This window comes from Klebsiella planticola ATCC 33531, assembly GCF_000735435.1.
GTDB classification, from domain to species: domain Bacteria; phylum Pseudomonadota; class Gammaproteobacteria; order Enterobacterales; family Enterobacteriaceae; genus Klebsiella; species Klebsiella planticola.
Genome location: NZ_JMPP01000041.1, coordinates 20,014 through 33,686, shown reverse-complemented (window position 1 = coordinate 33,686; position 13,673 = coordinate 20,014). Strand labels below are relative to the sequence as shown.

Sequence of the window (13,673 nt, the reverse complement as noted above, 5' to 3'; positions counted from 1 at the left end):
CAGACTATTCGCCACTGTGGCCACCGGAAACGTAGCTTTCTGGTAAATCTATGATCACCAGTGTGCCAAAACTGCCGGCTTCCACCGTATGAGGAATGCCCGCTTTGGCGACATAAAGCTGGCCAGACGTTACGGCGATTTTTTTACCCTGCACGCTCAGTTCCAGACGTCCGTCAATAACCAGTAACCCCTCGTCATACTCATGTACTTCTTCAGTTACCGGGCGCTCATCCATGCGTAAGACTTTGAGGTTCGCGGCCCCCACGCGTCCTAAGATATGAGAGCGCCAGGCCTCCGGTAACGCATGTGCTTCGGTTCTGAGATCATAAAGCGGCATAAGGTCATTCCCTGTGATGTATTCAATACTTATATGCCATATCAGTGCCCCGTCGACATAGAACAAATATGGCAAAAGAAGTTGAAAAAGAGGGTTAGCCCCTGCCCGATACGGCGAGTCATTCTGAAGAGCCAGATTCAAGTCCATTGACCAAAACACTTTCAGCGCAACCCCGGCGGCGCTCACTTTGCTGTGCTCATCCCCGAGCGGGACGATGCGGGAGGGATAAGCTGCAAGCCCGGATAGCGCTCCAGCCACCTTTTTTCCGCGACGCGTTGCCAGAAAATATCCTGCTTATCGCCCTCAAATGATGGCGTTGCCCGAAGACGGAGCGCAAACAGATCGTCGAGCCCATACGGCGCAACGATCTCAATAAGAGTGGAACTGCTTATTCTGACCGCAACGGCCGTCGCCGTCTCAGGCCAGTAGAGGAGAGCATCCGCTGTCGAGCGATAGGGTTCATGATTGTTACGTTGATGCATTCTGGCCTGATTCTTCACTGACCAGTTAAAGAGCGGTGATTGCCGGCTGAGTTTCTCTTCCATAGCGCTATCAAGTACTGAATCGCAGTTTTTCGGCTCGAACCAGACCACATCCACATCACCCGAGAGTGGCCTTGGCCCGTATCCGTGCAGATGATCCCAGACCGCATCTCTAACAAAGCCGGCACCAATCCAGCCATCGTTGAGTCCCAGCGCCTGAACGGCGTGCAGCGCTTTCATTCTTAGCGGGTCGTTTAACAACAGGCCCTGCAATACGTCCTGATATTTCATCATGTCCCTGAAAACGGTAATTGAGGTTGGTCTCTGCCTGATAATAGTATCAACATCCAGGGGGCGCCGCTGCTGGCGCCCCCTGTTATTGACCTCGCGGCTAATCCTCGTACGCTGCGTGATGGAAATCAATTTCCCACTGCAGCACATCGCCATAAAGCGCAGACAGCGCCTGCTTTTCGTTTTCACTCAGCGCCATGGCGCAGCGATCGAGTTCGTTCTTCAGCCAGAGAGCCTGCTGATAAAAGTCGTCCTCCGCGTGCATTTCCACCCAGCGCCTGACGTCAGCATCGCTCTGGCGATGCTCACTCGCCCCCCGGCACCAGGAGTAGTACATCCATTCCGCGCCGAACATCATGGTAATGATCTGTTCATAGTTGCCCAACCGGGCTGTCTGCAGCATGCCGTCGCGAAAACGCTGCACGCCTGGCAAATCGTGCGGATAATCCGCGGGAGTGATCCGCCGTTCTGCCAATACCTGTTCAAACCACGAAATCTGCGTGTCTACCAGGGCGTTCAGTACGTTGATTAGCCAGCGCTGTTGCTGAATATTCGGCGCCTTGCTGACCCCGAGGGCGAAAATGGCGATAGCCGTAGCGACAAAGTTGCCCTCAAACACCAGATAGCGATTGAATACGATTGTCGGCAAACGATCGTGTTCAATATCAACCACAAAACGGTGCCTCTGCATCGTCTGCCAGACCTGCTGATGTTCGCGCAGCAGCCGCTCGCTAAACGCCTCCATTAGGCCTCCTCCAGCGCAGCCTGGGCGATAGACATAAAATGCTTAACCCGGGCCAGCTCAACGTCGTTCCACCAGACGCCATCAACCTTCATGGTGCTGGCCACAATCACCCCCTGAGTTCGTCCGAGGATCTGGCTGACATTGGCTGGCGTCACCCCCGAGCCCACTAACAACGGTAGCTCTGTCGCCGCGCGAATCTCATCAATTTCCGCCATCGTGGCGCTATCGCCGGTACGCTGCCCCGTGGCAATCACCGCGTCGGCCTCGAAAAAGTCCACATCGCGAGTCAGCTCCTGAATCGAACGATCGGCAACGATAGCATGGCTACCGTGCTTAACGTGGCTATCGGCAAAGACGCGAATATGCTCAGCACGCAGCATACTGCGATAGCGCAGCGCCTTAGCCGCCGCCCCTTCAATAAACCCTTCGTTGGCGATATAAGCATTGGCCCACTGATTGACGCGCACGAAATCGGCCCCACCCGCCAGGGCGATAGCCATCGCCGGAATCGCAGCGTTGGCCAATACATTAATTCCCAACGGTACGCCAAAACGCTCACGAACTTTCTCGGTAATGACCGCCATCAGCGCCGAGGTTTCATGACCGATATCCTCGGGTTTGGAAAAAGGGATATCGCCATGATTTTCAACAATCAGTCCATGAACGCCTCCAGAAATATAATTTTCTGCGTCACGAAGCGCACGCTCAACAATATCACTCACTGATTTCCCTCGATATTTAGGCGCGCCGGGAAAAGGATCGCAATGAATAACACCTATAACAACCTTACTGCGTGAAAAAATAGCTTGTATTGCATTCGTTTTTTCTGCTGAGATAGCAACCATCTTATCCATCCTGTTAAGGGAACACTATGCGTGTTTACGTTACCGGCAATATTACCGTAGATGAAACCTGGTCTGTTTCGGATATACCAAAAAAAGGCACTTCAATTCATGGTGTTAAAATTTCGCAGGATATCGGCGGCAAAGGCGCGAATCAGGCGATTATATTATCCCGCTGCGGAATAGATACGCGATTAATTGCCGCCACGGGAAATGACAGCAACGGAATCTGGATCCGCCAGCGGATAAAAAATGAATCTCTGACGCTACTACCCGACTGCCATTTTAACCTGCATAGCGATACCTCGATTATTTTAAATAGCGCTGATGGTGATAATGCGATCATTACCACTACCGCCGCCGCCGATACATTCCGCCTTGATGATATTATTGCGCACATCGCTGATGCCGCTGCGGGCGATATTCTGTTACAGCAGGGCAATTTCTCCCTGGACAAAACTCGGGCGCTATTCCAGTACGCCAAAACCCGCGGTATGACAACGGTATTCAACCCCTCACCCGTCAATCCTGACTTTTGTCATCTGTGGCCGCTTATCGACATCGCGGTGGTCAATGAATCAGAGGCTGAACTGCTTCAGCCTTACGGGGTGAAAACCTTAGTGATTACCCAGGGGGCTGCAGGCGCCTGGCTGGTCCGCGATGGCCAGCGCCAGTTTTGCCCCGCGGCCCCCGCCGAGGCGCGAGATACCACCGGCGCGGGCGATACGTTCCTCGCCGTGATGCTGGCGTCCGCGCTACTGCGCGACGTTGAGCCGGATGACCTGGCGCTGGCCCATGCCAGCCGTGCTGCCGCCATTACCGTGAGCCGCCGGGGGACGCTCAGCGCCTTTCCCGATGCCCGGCAACTCGCCGCCCTGTTAGACACGGACGGCGCGCACTGACCTACTTAAACAGCGAGCGGTAGGTATCAACGTTCGCTTTGGTCACCACCGTAGCCGGAACCAGAATGGTTTTCGGCACGGTTTTACCCGAGGTAATGCTGTTCAGCGCCTTGAGGGCTTCGGCCCCCATTTTTTCCGGGTCCTGTTGCAGTACGGCGGTGACGTATCCGCCGTCAATACCGGAAATCGCCTTCGCCGTCAGATCCCAGCCAAAGACTTTAATATCCTTCTGGCGCCCCTGGTTTTCCACGGCGGCAATGGCGCCGAGCAGCGCGGGTTCACCGGTGGCATAGATAGCCGTCAGATCCGGGTTACCGGTGATCAGGTTTTCCGCCGCGGTCATGGCTTTATCCTGCACGTTCTGCCCGTCGACAACGTTAGCGATGGTAATCTTCGGATTGCTTTTCAGCGTCTCTTCGAACCCTTTCTGCCGCTGGTTCTGAATCGCCGAGTTCAGGGCGCCGACAATACCCAGCCGCGCCTGGCCTCCCATCTCTTTTTGCACGTAGTCAACAAAATACTGGCCAATGATTCTGCCGCCTTCGATATTATCAACGCCGACCTGAGCCGCCTGAGGCCCGGCCGGTAATACGGCATCAATCGCAATCACAGGAATGTTAGCGGCAGCGGCTTCTTTTACCGCGGGCATAATTCCGTTAACGTCGATAGCGGCAACCAGAATGCCCTTCACACCTTGCTGAATATAGTTTTCAATCGCGTCGTTTTGCGCGACGGGATTGTCGTTCGAGTTAAAAATAACTAAATCCTTACCGCTGGCTTTTGCTGCATCCTGCGCGCCTTTATTCATCAGATTAAAAAACAGAGCCTGCTGATTGATCTGTACCAGCGCATAAGTCGGAGCGGCGGCACTGGCGGCAGAAATAAAACTCATTGATGCCAGCATCGTTGTTGCTACAGCAATAAAACGCAGTTTTCCGGTGTTAAATAACATCATCAGTATCCTCGTCGGGAATAGTTGATAGCCAGCAGAGTTCCGCGCCGCATGCGAACGCAGAAGGATTATTTTTTTGGCGGGCAAATATCGTCTATAGGGCCAGAACGATCATCGACCGTTCGGCTGGACCTGCTTAATTTCATTCCGGCAACCGGTCCGTGTCGGTGCGCGACTGGAATGAGTTAAACGGGTTTGGGAATGACTTCCCGGATGATGCGGTAAACTGCCTATACAATTCTCCGCCATTTAAAATTTGTCAAGCATTTATTTCAGGGTATTGTTAGCCGAGAAATTGCTGTATCCAGCGCGCTTAACTATGTTACAGATAGCCGATTCTGGCAGAAATGGCGCAGGAAATGAGTATAAAACGCGTATTATTATCCGACGTGGCAAAGCTGGCGGGCCTGTCGAAGGCTACCCTGTCACGCTATATGAACAACAGTATTGTGCTGCCGCAGGAAACCATCGACCGCATTGAAACGGCAATACGCGAACTGGACTATCGCGGTAATAGCCTCGCACGCCGTTTGAGTAAAGGCGGAAGCGAAACCCTCGGCCTGGTGCTACCCGATATCACCAACCCCTTCTTTGCCGAACTGGCCGATGCCGCCGAAGAAGCCGCCTCTGCCCACGGCTACAGCCTGGTGCTGTGTATCACCCGTAATAACCCGGAAAAAGAGTGTCAGTTTATACGCTGGCTGGATACCTGCCAGGTCGATGGTCTGCTGTTCACCACTAACCGCCCCGATAACGGCCTGCTACGCAAAGAGGTTCAGCGCCACGAACGCATTGTGCTGCTGGATGAGGATATTCCCGGCAGTAAGGTCCCCAAAGTCTTTGCCGATAACGTCCAGGGCGGGCGAATTGCCACCGAAAAGCTGATCGCCGCCGGGCATCGCCATATCGCTTTCGTTGGCGGCCCGGACAAGCTGATGAGCGTTCGCGAACGCTATCAGGGCTTTTGCACCGCGATGGAGCAGGCCGGTCTGAGCTGGCCCGCCGAATGGGTTATGTACGGCGACTACCAGCGCGAGTTCGGCCAACAGGCGCTGCAGTATCTGTTTAGTCAGCCGGTTCGCCCTACTGCCGTCTTCGCCGCCAGCGATTATCTGGTGCTTGGCCTGCTCGACGGGCTGCGCGCCAGCGGACTACAGGCGCCGGAGGCGCTGTCGTTAGTCGGCTTCGATGACGCCAGCTATGCCGATTTCACCCAGCCGCGGATTTCAACTATCCGCCAGCCCGCCCGGGAGCTGGGCCGCACCGCGGTGAATATCATGATGCGCTTGCTCAACGACGACAAAGATATCCCGGCGGAAACCCGTCTGCCGGTTGAATGGATTGGCCGCGACTCGATCAAGATTTGTTAAGCGCGTCCCAAAATGGCGCAAAAGCGCCCAGTTTTGGCGCAAAAAACGTTCAACTCCCTATCTCTTCACTATAATCAGTAAACCGGTTTACCGGAATGTAATCAAGAAACTCTATTTATTACATAAGGTTAAGTCACAGGGCTGCTGTGTTGTTCCTGCCCTGGCACGGATGCTGCAATGTTCTTACTGGCGAACAAATATCTTACATAGCGTTTGACCAGACTGTGTTGGTGAGTACTCTACTCCGCAGGTAAACCGGTTTACTAGAATGTAAACCGTGTCGGATGGGGTCTCTCCCACGGGATGGCGAACATTTTCCCGGCAATAGCGATGGGAGTTATCAGATGCAGCAGCCACAAACTACCCCGCCAAGGGTGGAGATGATCAATATCACCAAGACCTACGGGTCGATACGTTCATTGCGCGGAGTCAACCTGGAGCTGGCTCCGGGCGAGGTGCTGGGATTAGTGGGCGATAACGGCGCGGGGAAATCGACCCTGACCAAAGTGTTATCTGGCGCGGTGATCCCCTCCAGCGGCACGATTCGTATCGACGGTGAACAGCACCAGTTTACTAATCCGGCCGATTCTCGCCGCTGCCATATCGAGATGGTGTATCAGGATCTGTCGCTTTGCGACACGGTCGACGTTGCGGGCAATCTGTTTATGGGTCGCGAGCCGATGAAATCGGTTCTCGGCATCCCCTTTCTCGACGAAGCCAGAATGCACGCCGATGCCCGGGAGATGCTAAAAGGACTGGGAATTTCCATTCCCGATACTCGTCTGCTGGTGCGAAATCTTTCCGGCGGTCAGCGCCAGGCCATTGCCATCGCCCGCGCGGCGGCTTTTGACCCGAAGGTGCTGATCATGGACGAGCCCACCGCCGCGCTGGCCGTCGCGGAAGTCGAAGCGGTTCTGGAGCTTATTCGTCGCGTTTCCGCTCGCGGCGTGAGCGTCATTCTGATTACCCACCGCCTGCAGGACCTGTTCCTGGTCTGTGACCGGATCATGGTGATGTATGAAGGGACCAACGTCGCCGACCGGCGGGTGGCCGACACCAGCCTGAGCGATATCGTTAACCTGATTGTGGGCGAAAAATTCACCGCCCGCTCTGCGGCTGCACATTGAGGTAACAGGATGAGTATCATGAACTTAAGCAGCTCCCGCATGATCCAGCATTCGCTGCCGCGCCGCCTGCTGCATAACCACTCGGGCGTGGTGAGCATCGCGCTGTTTTTTGTCTTCTGTTGCGTGGTGTTTTCACTGATCACCAGCAATTTCCTCACCGGCACCAACTGGCTGAATATCATCCGTCAGAGCGCCCCGCTGCTGATCGTCGCAACCGCAATGACCCTGGTGATTACCACCGGCGGCATTGACCTGTCGGTGGGCTCCACCCTCGCGTTAGTCGGCGCGCTTTCCGCTATCGCCCTCAACAACTGGGGGCTGCCGTGGCCGGTGGTACTGCTCGGCGGCCTGCTGCTCGGCGGATTAGTCGGCGCCATTAACGGCTTCTTTATTGCCTATGAAGGCATTCCGGCGTTTATCGTCACCCTCGCCACCCTGGCCGTTGTGCGCGGCATCGCGCTACTGGTCACCCAGGGCTATTCGATTCCGCTTCCCGCTGACAGCCTGTTTACCTTTATAGGGCGCGCCTGGGTCGTGGGGATCCCCATGCCCGCGCTGATTGGCATTATGGTTCTGGTTATCGGGCATATCGTTCTTAACCATATGCGCTTTGGCCGCTACGTCACGGCGATCGGCGCCAATGCCGAAGGCGCGCGACGCAGCGGGATTAACACCAAAGCGGTGACCATGAAGGTCTATATCATCAGCGGAATGGCCGCCGCGCTGGCAGGAATGATTATTACCGCACGCCTCGGCAGCGGCTCCTCCAACCAGGGCGAGGGCTTTGAACTGCAGGTCATCGCCGCCGTGGTGCTCGGCAGTACCAGCCTGTTTGGCGGCTTCGGTACCATTATCGGCACGCTCCTCGGCGCGCTGTCGATTGCGGTGATTCAGAACGGGCTGATCCTGTCGCATATTTCGCCGTTCTACACCCAGATAGCCACCGGCACGATCATCCTGCTGGCAATCTGGCTGAACACCCGCATTCTCAACCCCACGCGCTCGGCGGCAAAAGGATAGATAGCTGATGAAAGGATCAATTTTTCGCCATCCCTCCCCGCTGCCGGTCGGCGTCAGCAGCGGTTACGTCATGACGGTGCTTGGCCCGCTGCCGATTAGCGAGATGGGCGTCACGCTGATGCATGAGCATATTTTGCTGGACGCCTCCGGCAAATGGGTGCCGCCCTGCTGCTGTAGCGATCGCCATCTCGCCGAAATGCCGGTGAAGATGGAAAACCTTGGCGAGCTGGCGCTGAACCCGCTCATGAGCCGCGATAACTGCCAGCTGTTTGACGTCGACGTCGCGATTGAAGAGCTGACCAAATATCGCGCGCTTGGCGGGGAAACGGTGGTCGACCCGACCAATATCGGCATTGGCCGCGATCCCAACGCGCTGGCGCGTATCGCGCGTCTGACCGGTCTGAACATTATTATGGGTACCGGCCTCTATCTGGAGCCTTCACACCCCGAATGGGTAAAAACCAGCAGCGTCGAACAGCTGGCCGAACGGCTGATTTACGATCTTGGTGGCGCGGAGGAGAAACCGGAAGTGCTCGCCGGGCTTATCGGCGAAATCGGTATCTCCAGTCGCTTTACGGCGGATGAAGAGAAGTCCCTGCGCGCTGCGGGTCGGGCCAGCGCCGCGACCGGCGTGCCGATTGAGGTCCATCTGCCGGGCTGGGAGAGACTGGGTCACCGGGTGCTGGATATTCTCGAACAGGAAGGCGCCGATCTCCGCCATACGGTGCTGTGTCATATGAATCCAAGCTTTGCCGATAAGCGCTATCAGCGCGAACTGGCGCAGCGCGGAGCGTTTCTCGAATACGACATGATCGGCATGAGCTATTACTACGCCGACGAATCGGCGCAGTCGCCTTCCGACGAGGAGAACGCCCGCGCGATTCGCGAGCTGATTGACGATGGCTATCTCCAGCAGATTTTGCTGTCGCAGGATGTGTTCCTGAAAACCATGCTCACCCGCTACGGCGGTCACGGTTACGGCTACATACTCAAGCATTTTGTTCCTCGTCTGCGGCGCCACGGCGTCAGCGGCGAACAGCTTGAAACCTTGATGATTGGCAATCCCCAACGGGTCTTTGGCGGATAAAAGGAAAATCATAATGCAGAAAAAAATCTTACTGGTCGGGGAATCCTGGACCAGCACTTCAACACACGTTAAAGGCTTCGATCAGTTTGCCACCGCCACCTGGCATACCGGCGCAACGGATTTTCTGGCCGCGCTTGCGGACAGTCATTACGCGATCACCTATATGCCCGCCCACGCGGCGGCGACCGACTTCCCGCTGACTCAGGAAGCGCTGCGGCAGTGGGATGCGATTATTCTCTCGGATATCGGCGCCAATACGCTGCTGCTGCATCCGGATACCTGGCTGAAAAGCCGCCGCACCGCCAACCGGCTGACGCTGATCCATGACTACGTTGCCGCCGGCGGCGCGCTGATGATGATTGGTGGTTATTACAGCTTCCAGGGAATTAACGGCGGCGCGCGCTATCGCCATACCGCTGTGGAGAAAGTTCTGCCGGTCCGCTGCCTGGCATGGGACGATCGTATTGAAACCCCGGAAGGTTGCTATGCCGAAGTGATCGAAGCTCACGCCCTGTTTAACGATATTCCTGGCGAATGGCCGTGGCTGCTGGGTTATAACGAAGTGGAAATGCATCCGCAAGGCAAGCTGCTGGCCACGGTCGCCGGTACCGGTCATCCGCTGCTGGCCGTTCGCGAATATCAACAGGGTCGCTCACTGGTGTGGACCAGCGATATGTCCGCGCACTGGCTGCCGGAAGAGTTTGCCAAATGGCCCGGCTATCGCCAGCTGTGGATCAACTGTCTTGACTGGCTGACGGAACGCGGCTGATGACCACGACTCTTCAACTGGCCCGGCAGCTGCTGGGCTTTAACACCATTAACCCGCCGGGTCGCGAAGCTGACTGCATGCGGTTCTTTGCCGACTGGCTTCAACACCGCGGCTTTGCGGTTTCGCTGTCGTCGTTCGGCGAGGGACGCAGCAATCTGATCGCCTGGCTGCCCGGGACGACAGCCGGTAAACCGTTGGCCTTTACTGGCCATCTGGATACCGTGCCGCTCGGTAATACGCAGTGGCGGTACGATCCTTTCGGTTCGCAGACGGAGGACGGGCGTCTTTATGGACGCGGCTCCAGCGATATGAAAGCAGCGGTGGCGGCGTTTGCCGTCGCCTGTATTCATCAGCGGGAAACGATTCTCGCCGGCAGCGGTGCGGTATTGCTGATCACCGGAGGGGAAGAAACCGGGTGCGACGGCGCCCGGGCGCTGATCGCCTCCGCGACGTTGCCGGACATCGGGGCGCTGATCGTCGGCGAGCCCACCGCCAATTACCCGGTTATCGGCCACAAAGGCGCCCTCTGGCTACGTTGTGAAACGCGGGGGAAAACCGCCCACGGCGCGATGCCGGAACTGGGGATTAATGCTATCTATCTGGCGGCGGATGCGCTGGGTAAGATTCAACATTTTTCACCCGGCGCGCCGCATCCGCTGATGAAGCAGCCGACTCTTAATGTCGGACGTATCGAAGGCGGGTTAAATATTAATTCCGTGCCGGACCGCACGCGTTTTGATGTCGATATCCGTAGTGCGCCCAATTTACAGCATGCCACCATCCGCCAGCGATTGACCACGCTGCTTGGCGAGAGCGTCACGGTGTCCACATTGGTGGACTTACCCGCGGTACTGAGCGAAGAGGATCACGCATGGATAAAGCAGGTTTATCAGCGCTGCCAGCCGCTGCACGATCGGCCGCTTGCGCCGCGCGTGGTTCCCTACTTTACCGACGCCTCCCTGCTGCTGCCCGCGCTGGGCAACCCGCCCTGTATTATTCTCGGCCCCGGCGAGCCGTCTCTGGCTCATCAAACCGATGAGTACTGCCTGCTCAGCCGGCTGGAGGAAGCGGAACAGCTGTACGGAGAAATTATCGGCGACTGGATGCGGTAGCCTGCTGGCGTCCGCATAAAAAGTGACAACGTCACACAAAAATCATGCCTGCGGTCAAACCACCGCAGGCATACTCGCTGATTAACGTTTGAATACCATCGCTGAATAGCAGAAGATGGCCACCTGGCACGCGGAATTTATCATCCCAGGCAAGGAGGTATGCCATGACCCTGAGACCCAGCCCCGCACTCTTTTGTCTCCTCTCTTTACTCCTTACCGCCTGTTCGGGCACCACTTCTGCGCCGGATAGCGCTGAAGAGGCTCAATTATCTGCAGAAGTGGATAAGATGTTTCGCGATTATCAAATGGGTGCAAATAATTCGCCGCAGGCCAATGTCTCACGCTATCTGATGCAGGTCAGAACGGCTACCTTCGCTAAAATAGATCGGCCGCAGTCGTATCAGGGGCAACAATGCTCCGTGCGCCTCACGCTCCAGCGTGACGGGAAGGTACAGAATCCAACGGTAGCGCATGGCGATCCGGCATTTTGCGCGAAAATTATATCCGCGCTAAAGGAAGCGCAGATTCCGCCAGCGCCTGATGAAGAAACCTATCAGACATTCAACAATGCCGTTGTGGATTTCCGCCCCTGACAGGGCTGTCTGCCATCGTTTCGCAGGGGCCATTCGACCCCTGCCTCACATTCAGAACTCCACGCGGCCGCCGAAATTATAGCGCCGCCCTTCCAGCATCGCGGTCTGCCTGTAGGCGGTGGTGTAAACCGGATTGACATCAAACAGATTGTAGATACCGCTCATCAACGTAACCTGTTTATTCAGATGGTAACGGGCGCCTAAATCCACCAGCGCATAGGCATCCGTTGAGCTGGATTTGCCGATATCCGGCGAGTTGCTGCGCCAGCTCGCCTTCGTCCACAGCTCCAGATCGGAAGTGGTATTCCACGTCAGCGAAACGTTGGCCATACTGCTCGGGAAATCATTTAGCGCATAGCCCTTATACTCACCGCTTTTCTGTTCACTGTGGGTATAGGTATAGTTGGCGTTCGCCTTCAGCGCCGCGGTCACCTGCCAGTCGCCGTTCAGCTCCAGACCGTAGATCTCCGCATCTCCGACGTTAATATATTGCGATACGCTATCAGCGGTATAGCCATTGTACTGACACTGCTGGGTGGCAGATGAGGTACAGATGGTATGGTCGCTGATTTTATCTTTAAATTTGGTATGGAAAAGAGTCGCATCCAGCGCCAACGCGTCATGCTGCCAGTACACGCCCAGTTCGGTGTTGATGCTCTGTTCCGGCTTCAGATCGTCGTTGCCGATGCCAATCTCAGAATAGGGATAAGCACCATAGACGCTGGTAAAACCGGCGTTGTTCTGACGTAAATCCGGTTTTTTATAACCCGCAGAGACGCCCCCCTTCAGCGCCCAGGTTTCGTCGAGGGTCCAGTTACCATACAACTTAGGCGTGACGTGATAGCCAAAGTAGCTATCATGATCCAGGCGCGCAGAGGTAGTCAGCGTAAAGTCCGGCACTATCATCCATGCGTCTTCCGCAAAAACCGCCCAGCCATGACGGGTAATTTTACTCACCGGGGTGACGCCGGGCGCCTGCTTATCCGCAATACCGAAGGTGTCATTCAGCTCATTGCGCGTGAAGTTAACGCCTAACGTCAGCTTGTGATCGGCCAGAGTAAAGGTGTTCGCGCTATTGGCCTCAAAATTATTCTGCTTAATAAATTGCGAATCCATCCCGGGCACGCGGTACTCCGTGCGGGCCTTCTCGTAGCTGATAAAGTTCTTCACCTCCACCAGATCATCAGCGTACCAGGCATGCTGTGAAAGCGAGGCCGCATCGCGGTCAAAACCCCAGTACCACGCTTTATCGTTATGGGTTTTCTCCTGATTGCCTTTGGCGACATTCAAATCCCAAAGCTGCGTATCGATTGGCGACAGAGAAATGGTGGCGTCCAGATTCCCGGCCTGATGCTTCACGAAACGCTCTTTGGTTGGGCTGTCATCATCGCGGCGATCAAGATAATCGGCGCCCACGCTGACCCCGAGTTTGCCTGGGATGACAGGCCCCATTAAGAAGGCGTTGGTCTGATTAGTGTTGCCGTATTCACTTTTTTCCTGCAGGAAGTAATTATCCTCCAGCACCCCCGTCCATTTTTCGAGGTTCCAGGCCTTTTTGGTGATGACGTTGACCACGCCGCCAATGGAGTCAGAGCCATACAGCGAGGACATGGGCCCGCGAATGACCTCCACCCGCTCAATGGCAGCCAGCGGCGGCATAAAAGCCGCTTCGCTACCAATGTGATGCCCGTAGGGACGGGATTCGCGGGTAGACTGCTTAATACCGTTCACCATAAACGAGGTATAGGTCGAATCCATACCGCGCATCTGCACATCACCGGTCGCCAGACTGCCGTGACCGTTGCCCACCAGCACGCCCGGCATCTCGCGCAACGCTTCCGCTACATTCTGATTGGAGCGGGTATTCAGCGCCTTCTCATCCAGCACCGAGATCGTCGCCGGCGCCTCGCGCCTCTCCTGGCTGAAACCCGTGGCGGTGACTACCATCTGCTCTTCGTTTACGGCGGCGCTATCTGCGGCGTATGCCGCCGCAGGCAGATTGACGAAGGCGAGCGCAATCGCCACCTCCATGTGTGTCTTAATC

15 protein-coding genes are annotated in these 13,673 nt (G+C 56.1%); 8 read left to right on the top strand and 7 right to left on the bottom strand.

Translation table 11 applies throughout. From position 1 onward, the window contains the following. Nucleotides 1-4: 4 nt before the first annotated feature. From GRPL_RS0125800 to GRPL_RS09050, 4 genes are all read right to left on the bottom strand, one after another. Nucleotides 5-337, bottom strand: a complete 333-nt coding sequence (locus tag GRPL_RS0125800) for a cupin domain-containing protein (RefSeq protein ID WP_032699798.1) — start codon at nucleotides 335-337, stop codon at nucleotides 5-7. A 182-nt stretch (nucleotides 338-519) separates the two neighbouring features. Next, on the bottom strand, nucleotides 520-1,110 hold the full coding sequence (locus GRPL_RS09040) for a nucleotidyltransferase family protein (protein ID WP_032699796.1): 591 nt from the start codon (nucleotides 1,108-1,110) through the stop codon (nucleotides 520-522). A 100-nt stretch (nucleotides 1,111-1,210) separates the two neighbouring features. Further along, complete coding sequence (locus GRPL_RS09045) at nucleotides 1,211-1,855, bottom strand: TenA family protein (RefSeq protein WP_032699794.1); 645 nt, start codon at nucleotides 1,853-1,855, stop codon at nucleotides 1,211-1,213. Continuing rightward, the gene (locus GRPL_RS09050) at nucleotides 1,855-2,700 is read right to left on the bottom strand and encodes a BtpA/SgcQ family protein (RefSeq protein WP_032696149.1); all 846 of its coding nucleotides are present in this window, start codon (nucleotides 2,698-2,700) and stop codon (nucleotides 1,855-1,857) included. Before GRPL_RS09050 ends, GRPL_RS09045 begins: the two co-directional genes overlap by 1 nt. Before the next feature lie 26 nt (nucleotides 2,701-2,726). Here GRPL_RS09050 and GRPL_RS09055 point away from each other — a divergent pair, with 26 nt between their 5' ends. Next, entirely contained in the window at nucleotides 2,727-3,599 is an 873-nt protein-coding gene (locus tag GRPL_RS09055; RefSeq protein WP_032687616.1) for a PfkB family carbohydrate kinase, read from the top strand. 1 nt (nucleotide 3,600) lies between these two features. Here GRPL_RS09055 and GRPL_RS09060 read toward each other — a convergent pair whose 3' ends face one another. After that, nucleotides 3,601-4,554 carry an ABC transporter substrate-binding protein gene (locus GRPL_RS09060; RefSeq protein ID WP_032687613.1) on the bottom strand — a complete coding sequence of 318 codons (954 nt, stop codon included), beginning with the start codon at nucleotides 4,552-4,554 and terminating at the stop codon, nucleotides 3,601-3,603. Between the two features lie 344 nt (nucleotides 4,555-4,898). Here GRPL_RS09060 and GRPL_RS09065 point away from each other — a divergent pair, with 344 nt between their 5' ends. From GRPL_RS09065 to GRPL_RS09090, 6 genes are all read left to right on the top strand, one after another. Further along, nucleotides 4,899-5,921, top strand: a complete 1,023-nt coding sequence (locus GRPL_RS09065) for a LacI family DNA-binding transcriptional regulator (RefSeq protein ID WP_032687612.1) — start codon at nucleotides 4,899-4,901, stop codon at nucleotides 5,919-5,921. Nucleotides 5,922-6,301: 380 nt separating this feature from the next. Continuing rightward, entirely contained in the window at nucleotides 6,302-7,048 is a 747-nt protein-coding gene (locus GRPL_RS09070) for an ATP-binding cassette domain-containing protein (protein ID WP_162180094.1), read from the top strand. A gap of 18 nt (nucleotides 7,049-7,066) precedes the next feature. Beyond that, nucleotides 7,067-8,068 carry an ABC transporter permease gene (locus tag GRPL_RS09075; protein WP_162180093.1) on the top strand — a complete coding sequence of 334 codons (1,002 nt, stop codon included), beginning with the start codon at nucleotides 7,067-7,069 and terminating at the stop codon, nucleotides 8,066-8,068. Nucleotides 8,069-8,075: 7 nt separating this feature from the next. Further along, a complete protein-coding gene (locus tag GRPL_RS09080) occupies nucleotides 8,076-9,155 on the top strand; it encodes a phosphotriesterase family protein (protein ID WP_032696146.1) in 1,080 nt (359 codons plus the stop codon). A 13-nt stretch (nucleotides 9,156-9,168) separates the two neighbouring features. Next, nucleotides 9,169-9,924, top strand: coding sequence for a glutamine amidotransferase (locus GRPL_RS09085; protein ID WP_032687608.1), 756 nt, complete (start codon nucleotides 9,169-9,171; stop codon nucleotides 9,922-9,924). Then, nucleotides 9,924-11,036, top strand: a complete 1,113-nt coding sequence (locus GRPL_RS09090; protein WP_032699792.1) for a M20 family metallopeptidase — start codon at nucleotides 9,924-9,926, stop codon at nucleotides 11,034-11,036. The genes GRPL_RS09085 and GRPL_RS09090 overlap by 1 nt, the downstream gene beginning before the upstream one ends. Nucleotides 11,037-11,067: 31 nt before the next feature. Here GRPL_RS09090 and GRPL_RS28455 read toward each other — a convergent pair whose 3' ends face one another. Further along, nucleotides 11,068-11,202, bottom strand: coding sequence for a hypothetical protein (locus tag GRPL_RS28455; RefSeq protein WP_257213460.1), 135 nt, complete (start codon nucleotides 11,200-11,202; stop codon nucleotides 11,068-11,070). On the opposite strand from GRPL_RS28455, the gene GRPL_RS09095 reads away from it, so the two are divergent. Then, the gene (locus tag GRPL_RS09095) at nucleotides 11,201-11,629 is read left to right on the top strand and encodes a cell envelope integrity TolA C-terminal domain-containing protein (protein ID WP_032699791.1); all 429 of its coding nucleotides are present in this window, start codon (nucleotides 11,201-11,203) and stop codon (nucleotides 11,627-11,629) included. The two genes, GRPL_RS28455 and GRPL_RS09095, sit on opposite strands and share 2 nt — an antisense overlap. A 51-nt stretch (nucleotides 11,630-11,680) precedes the next feature. Here the strand turns inward: GRPL_RS09095 and GRPL_RS09100 are convergent, their stop codons facing one another. Beyond that, nucleotides 11,681-13,660: a TonB-dependent receptor domain-containing protein gene (locus tag GRPL_RS09100; protein WP_032696143.1), complete on the bottom strand. Its 1,980-nt coding sequence runs from the start codon at nucleotides 13,658-13,660 to the stop codon at nucleotides 11,681-11,683. Between the last annotated feature and the right edge of the window lie 13 nt (nucleotides 13,661-13,673).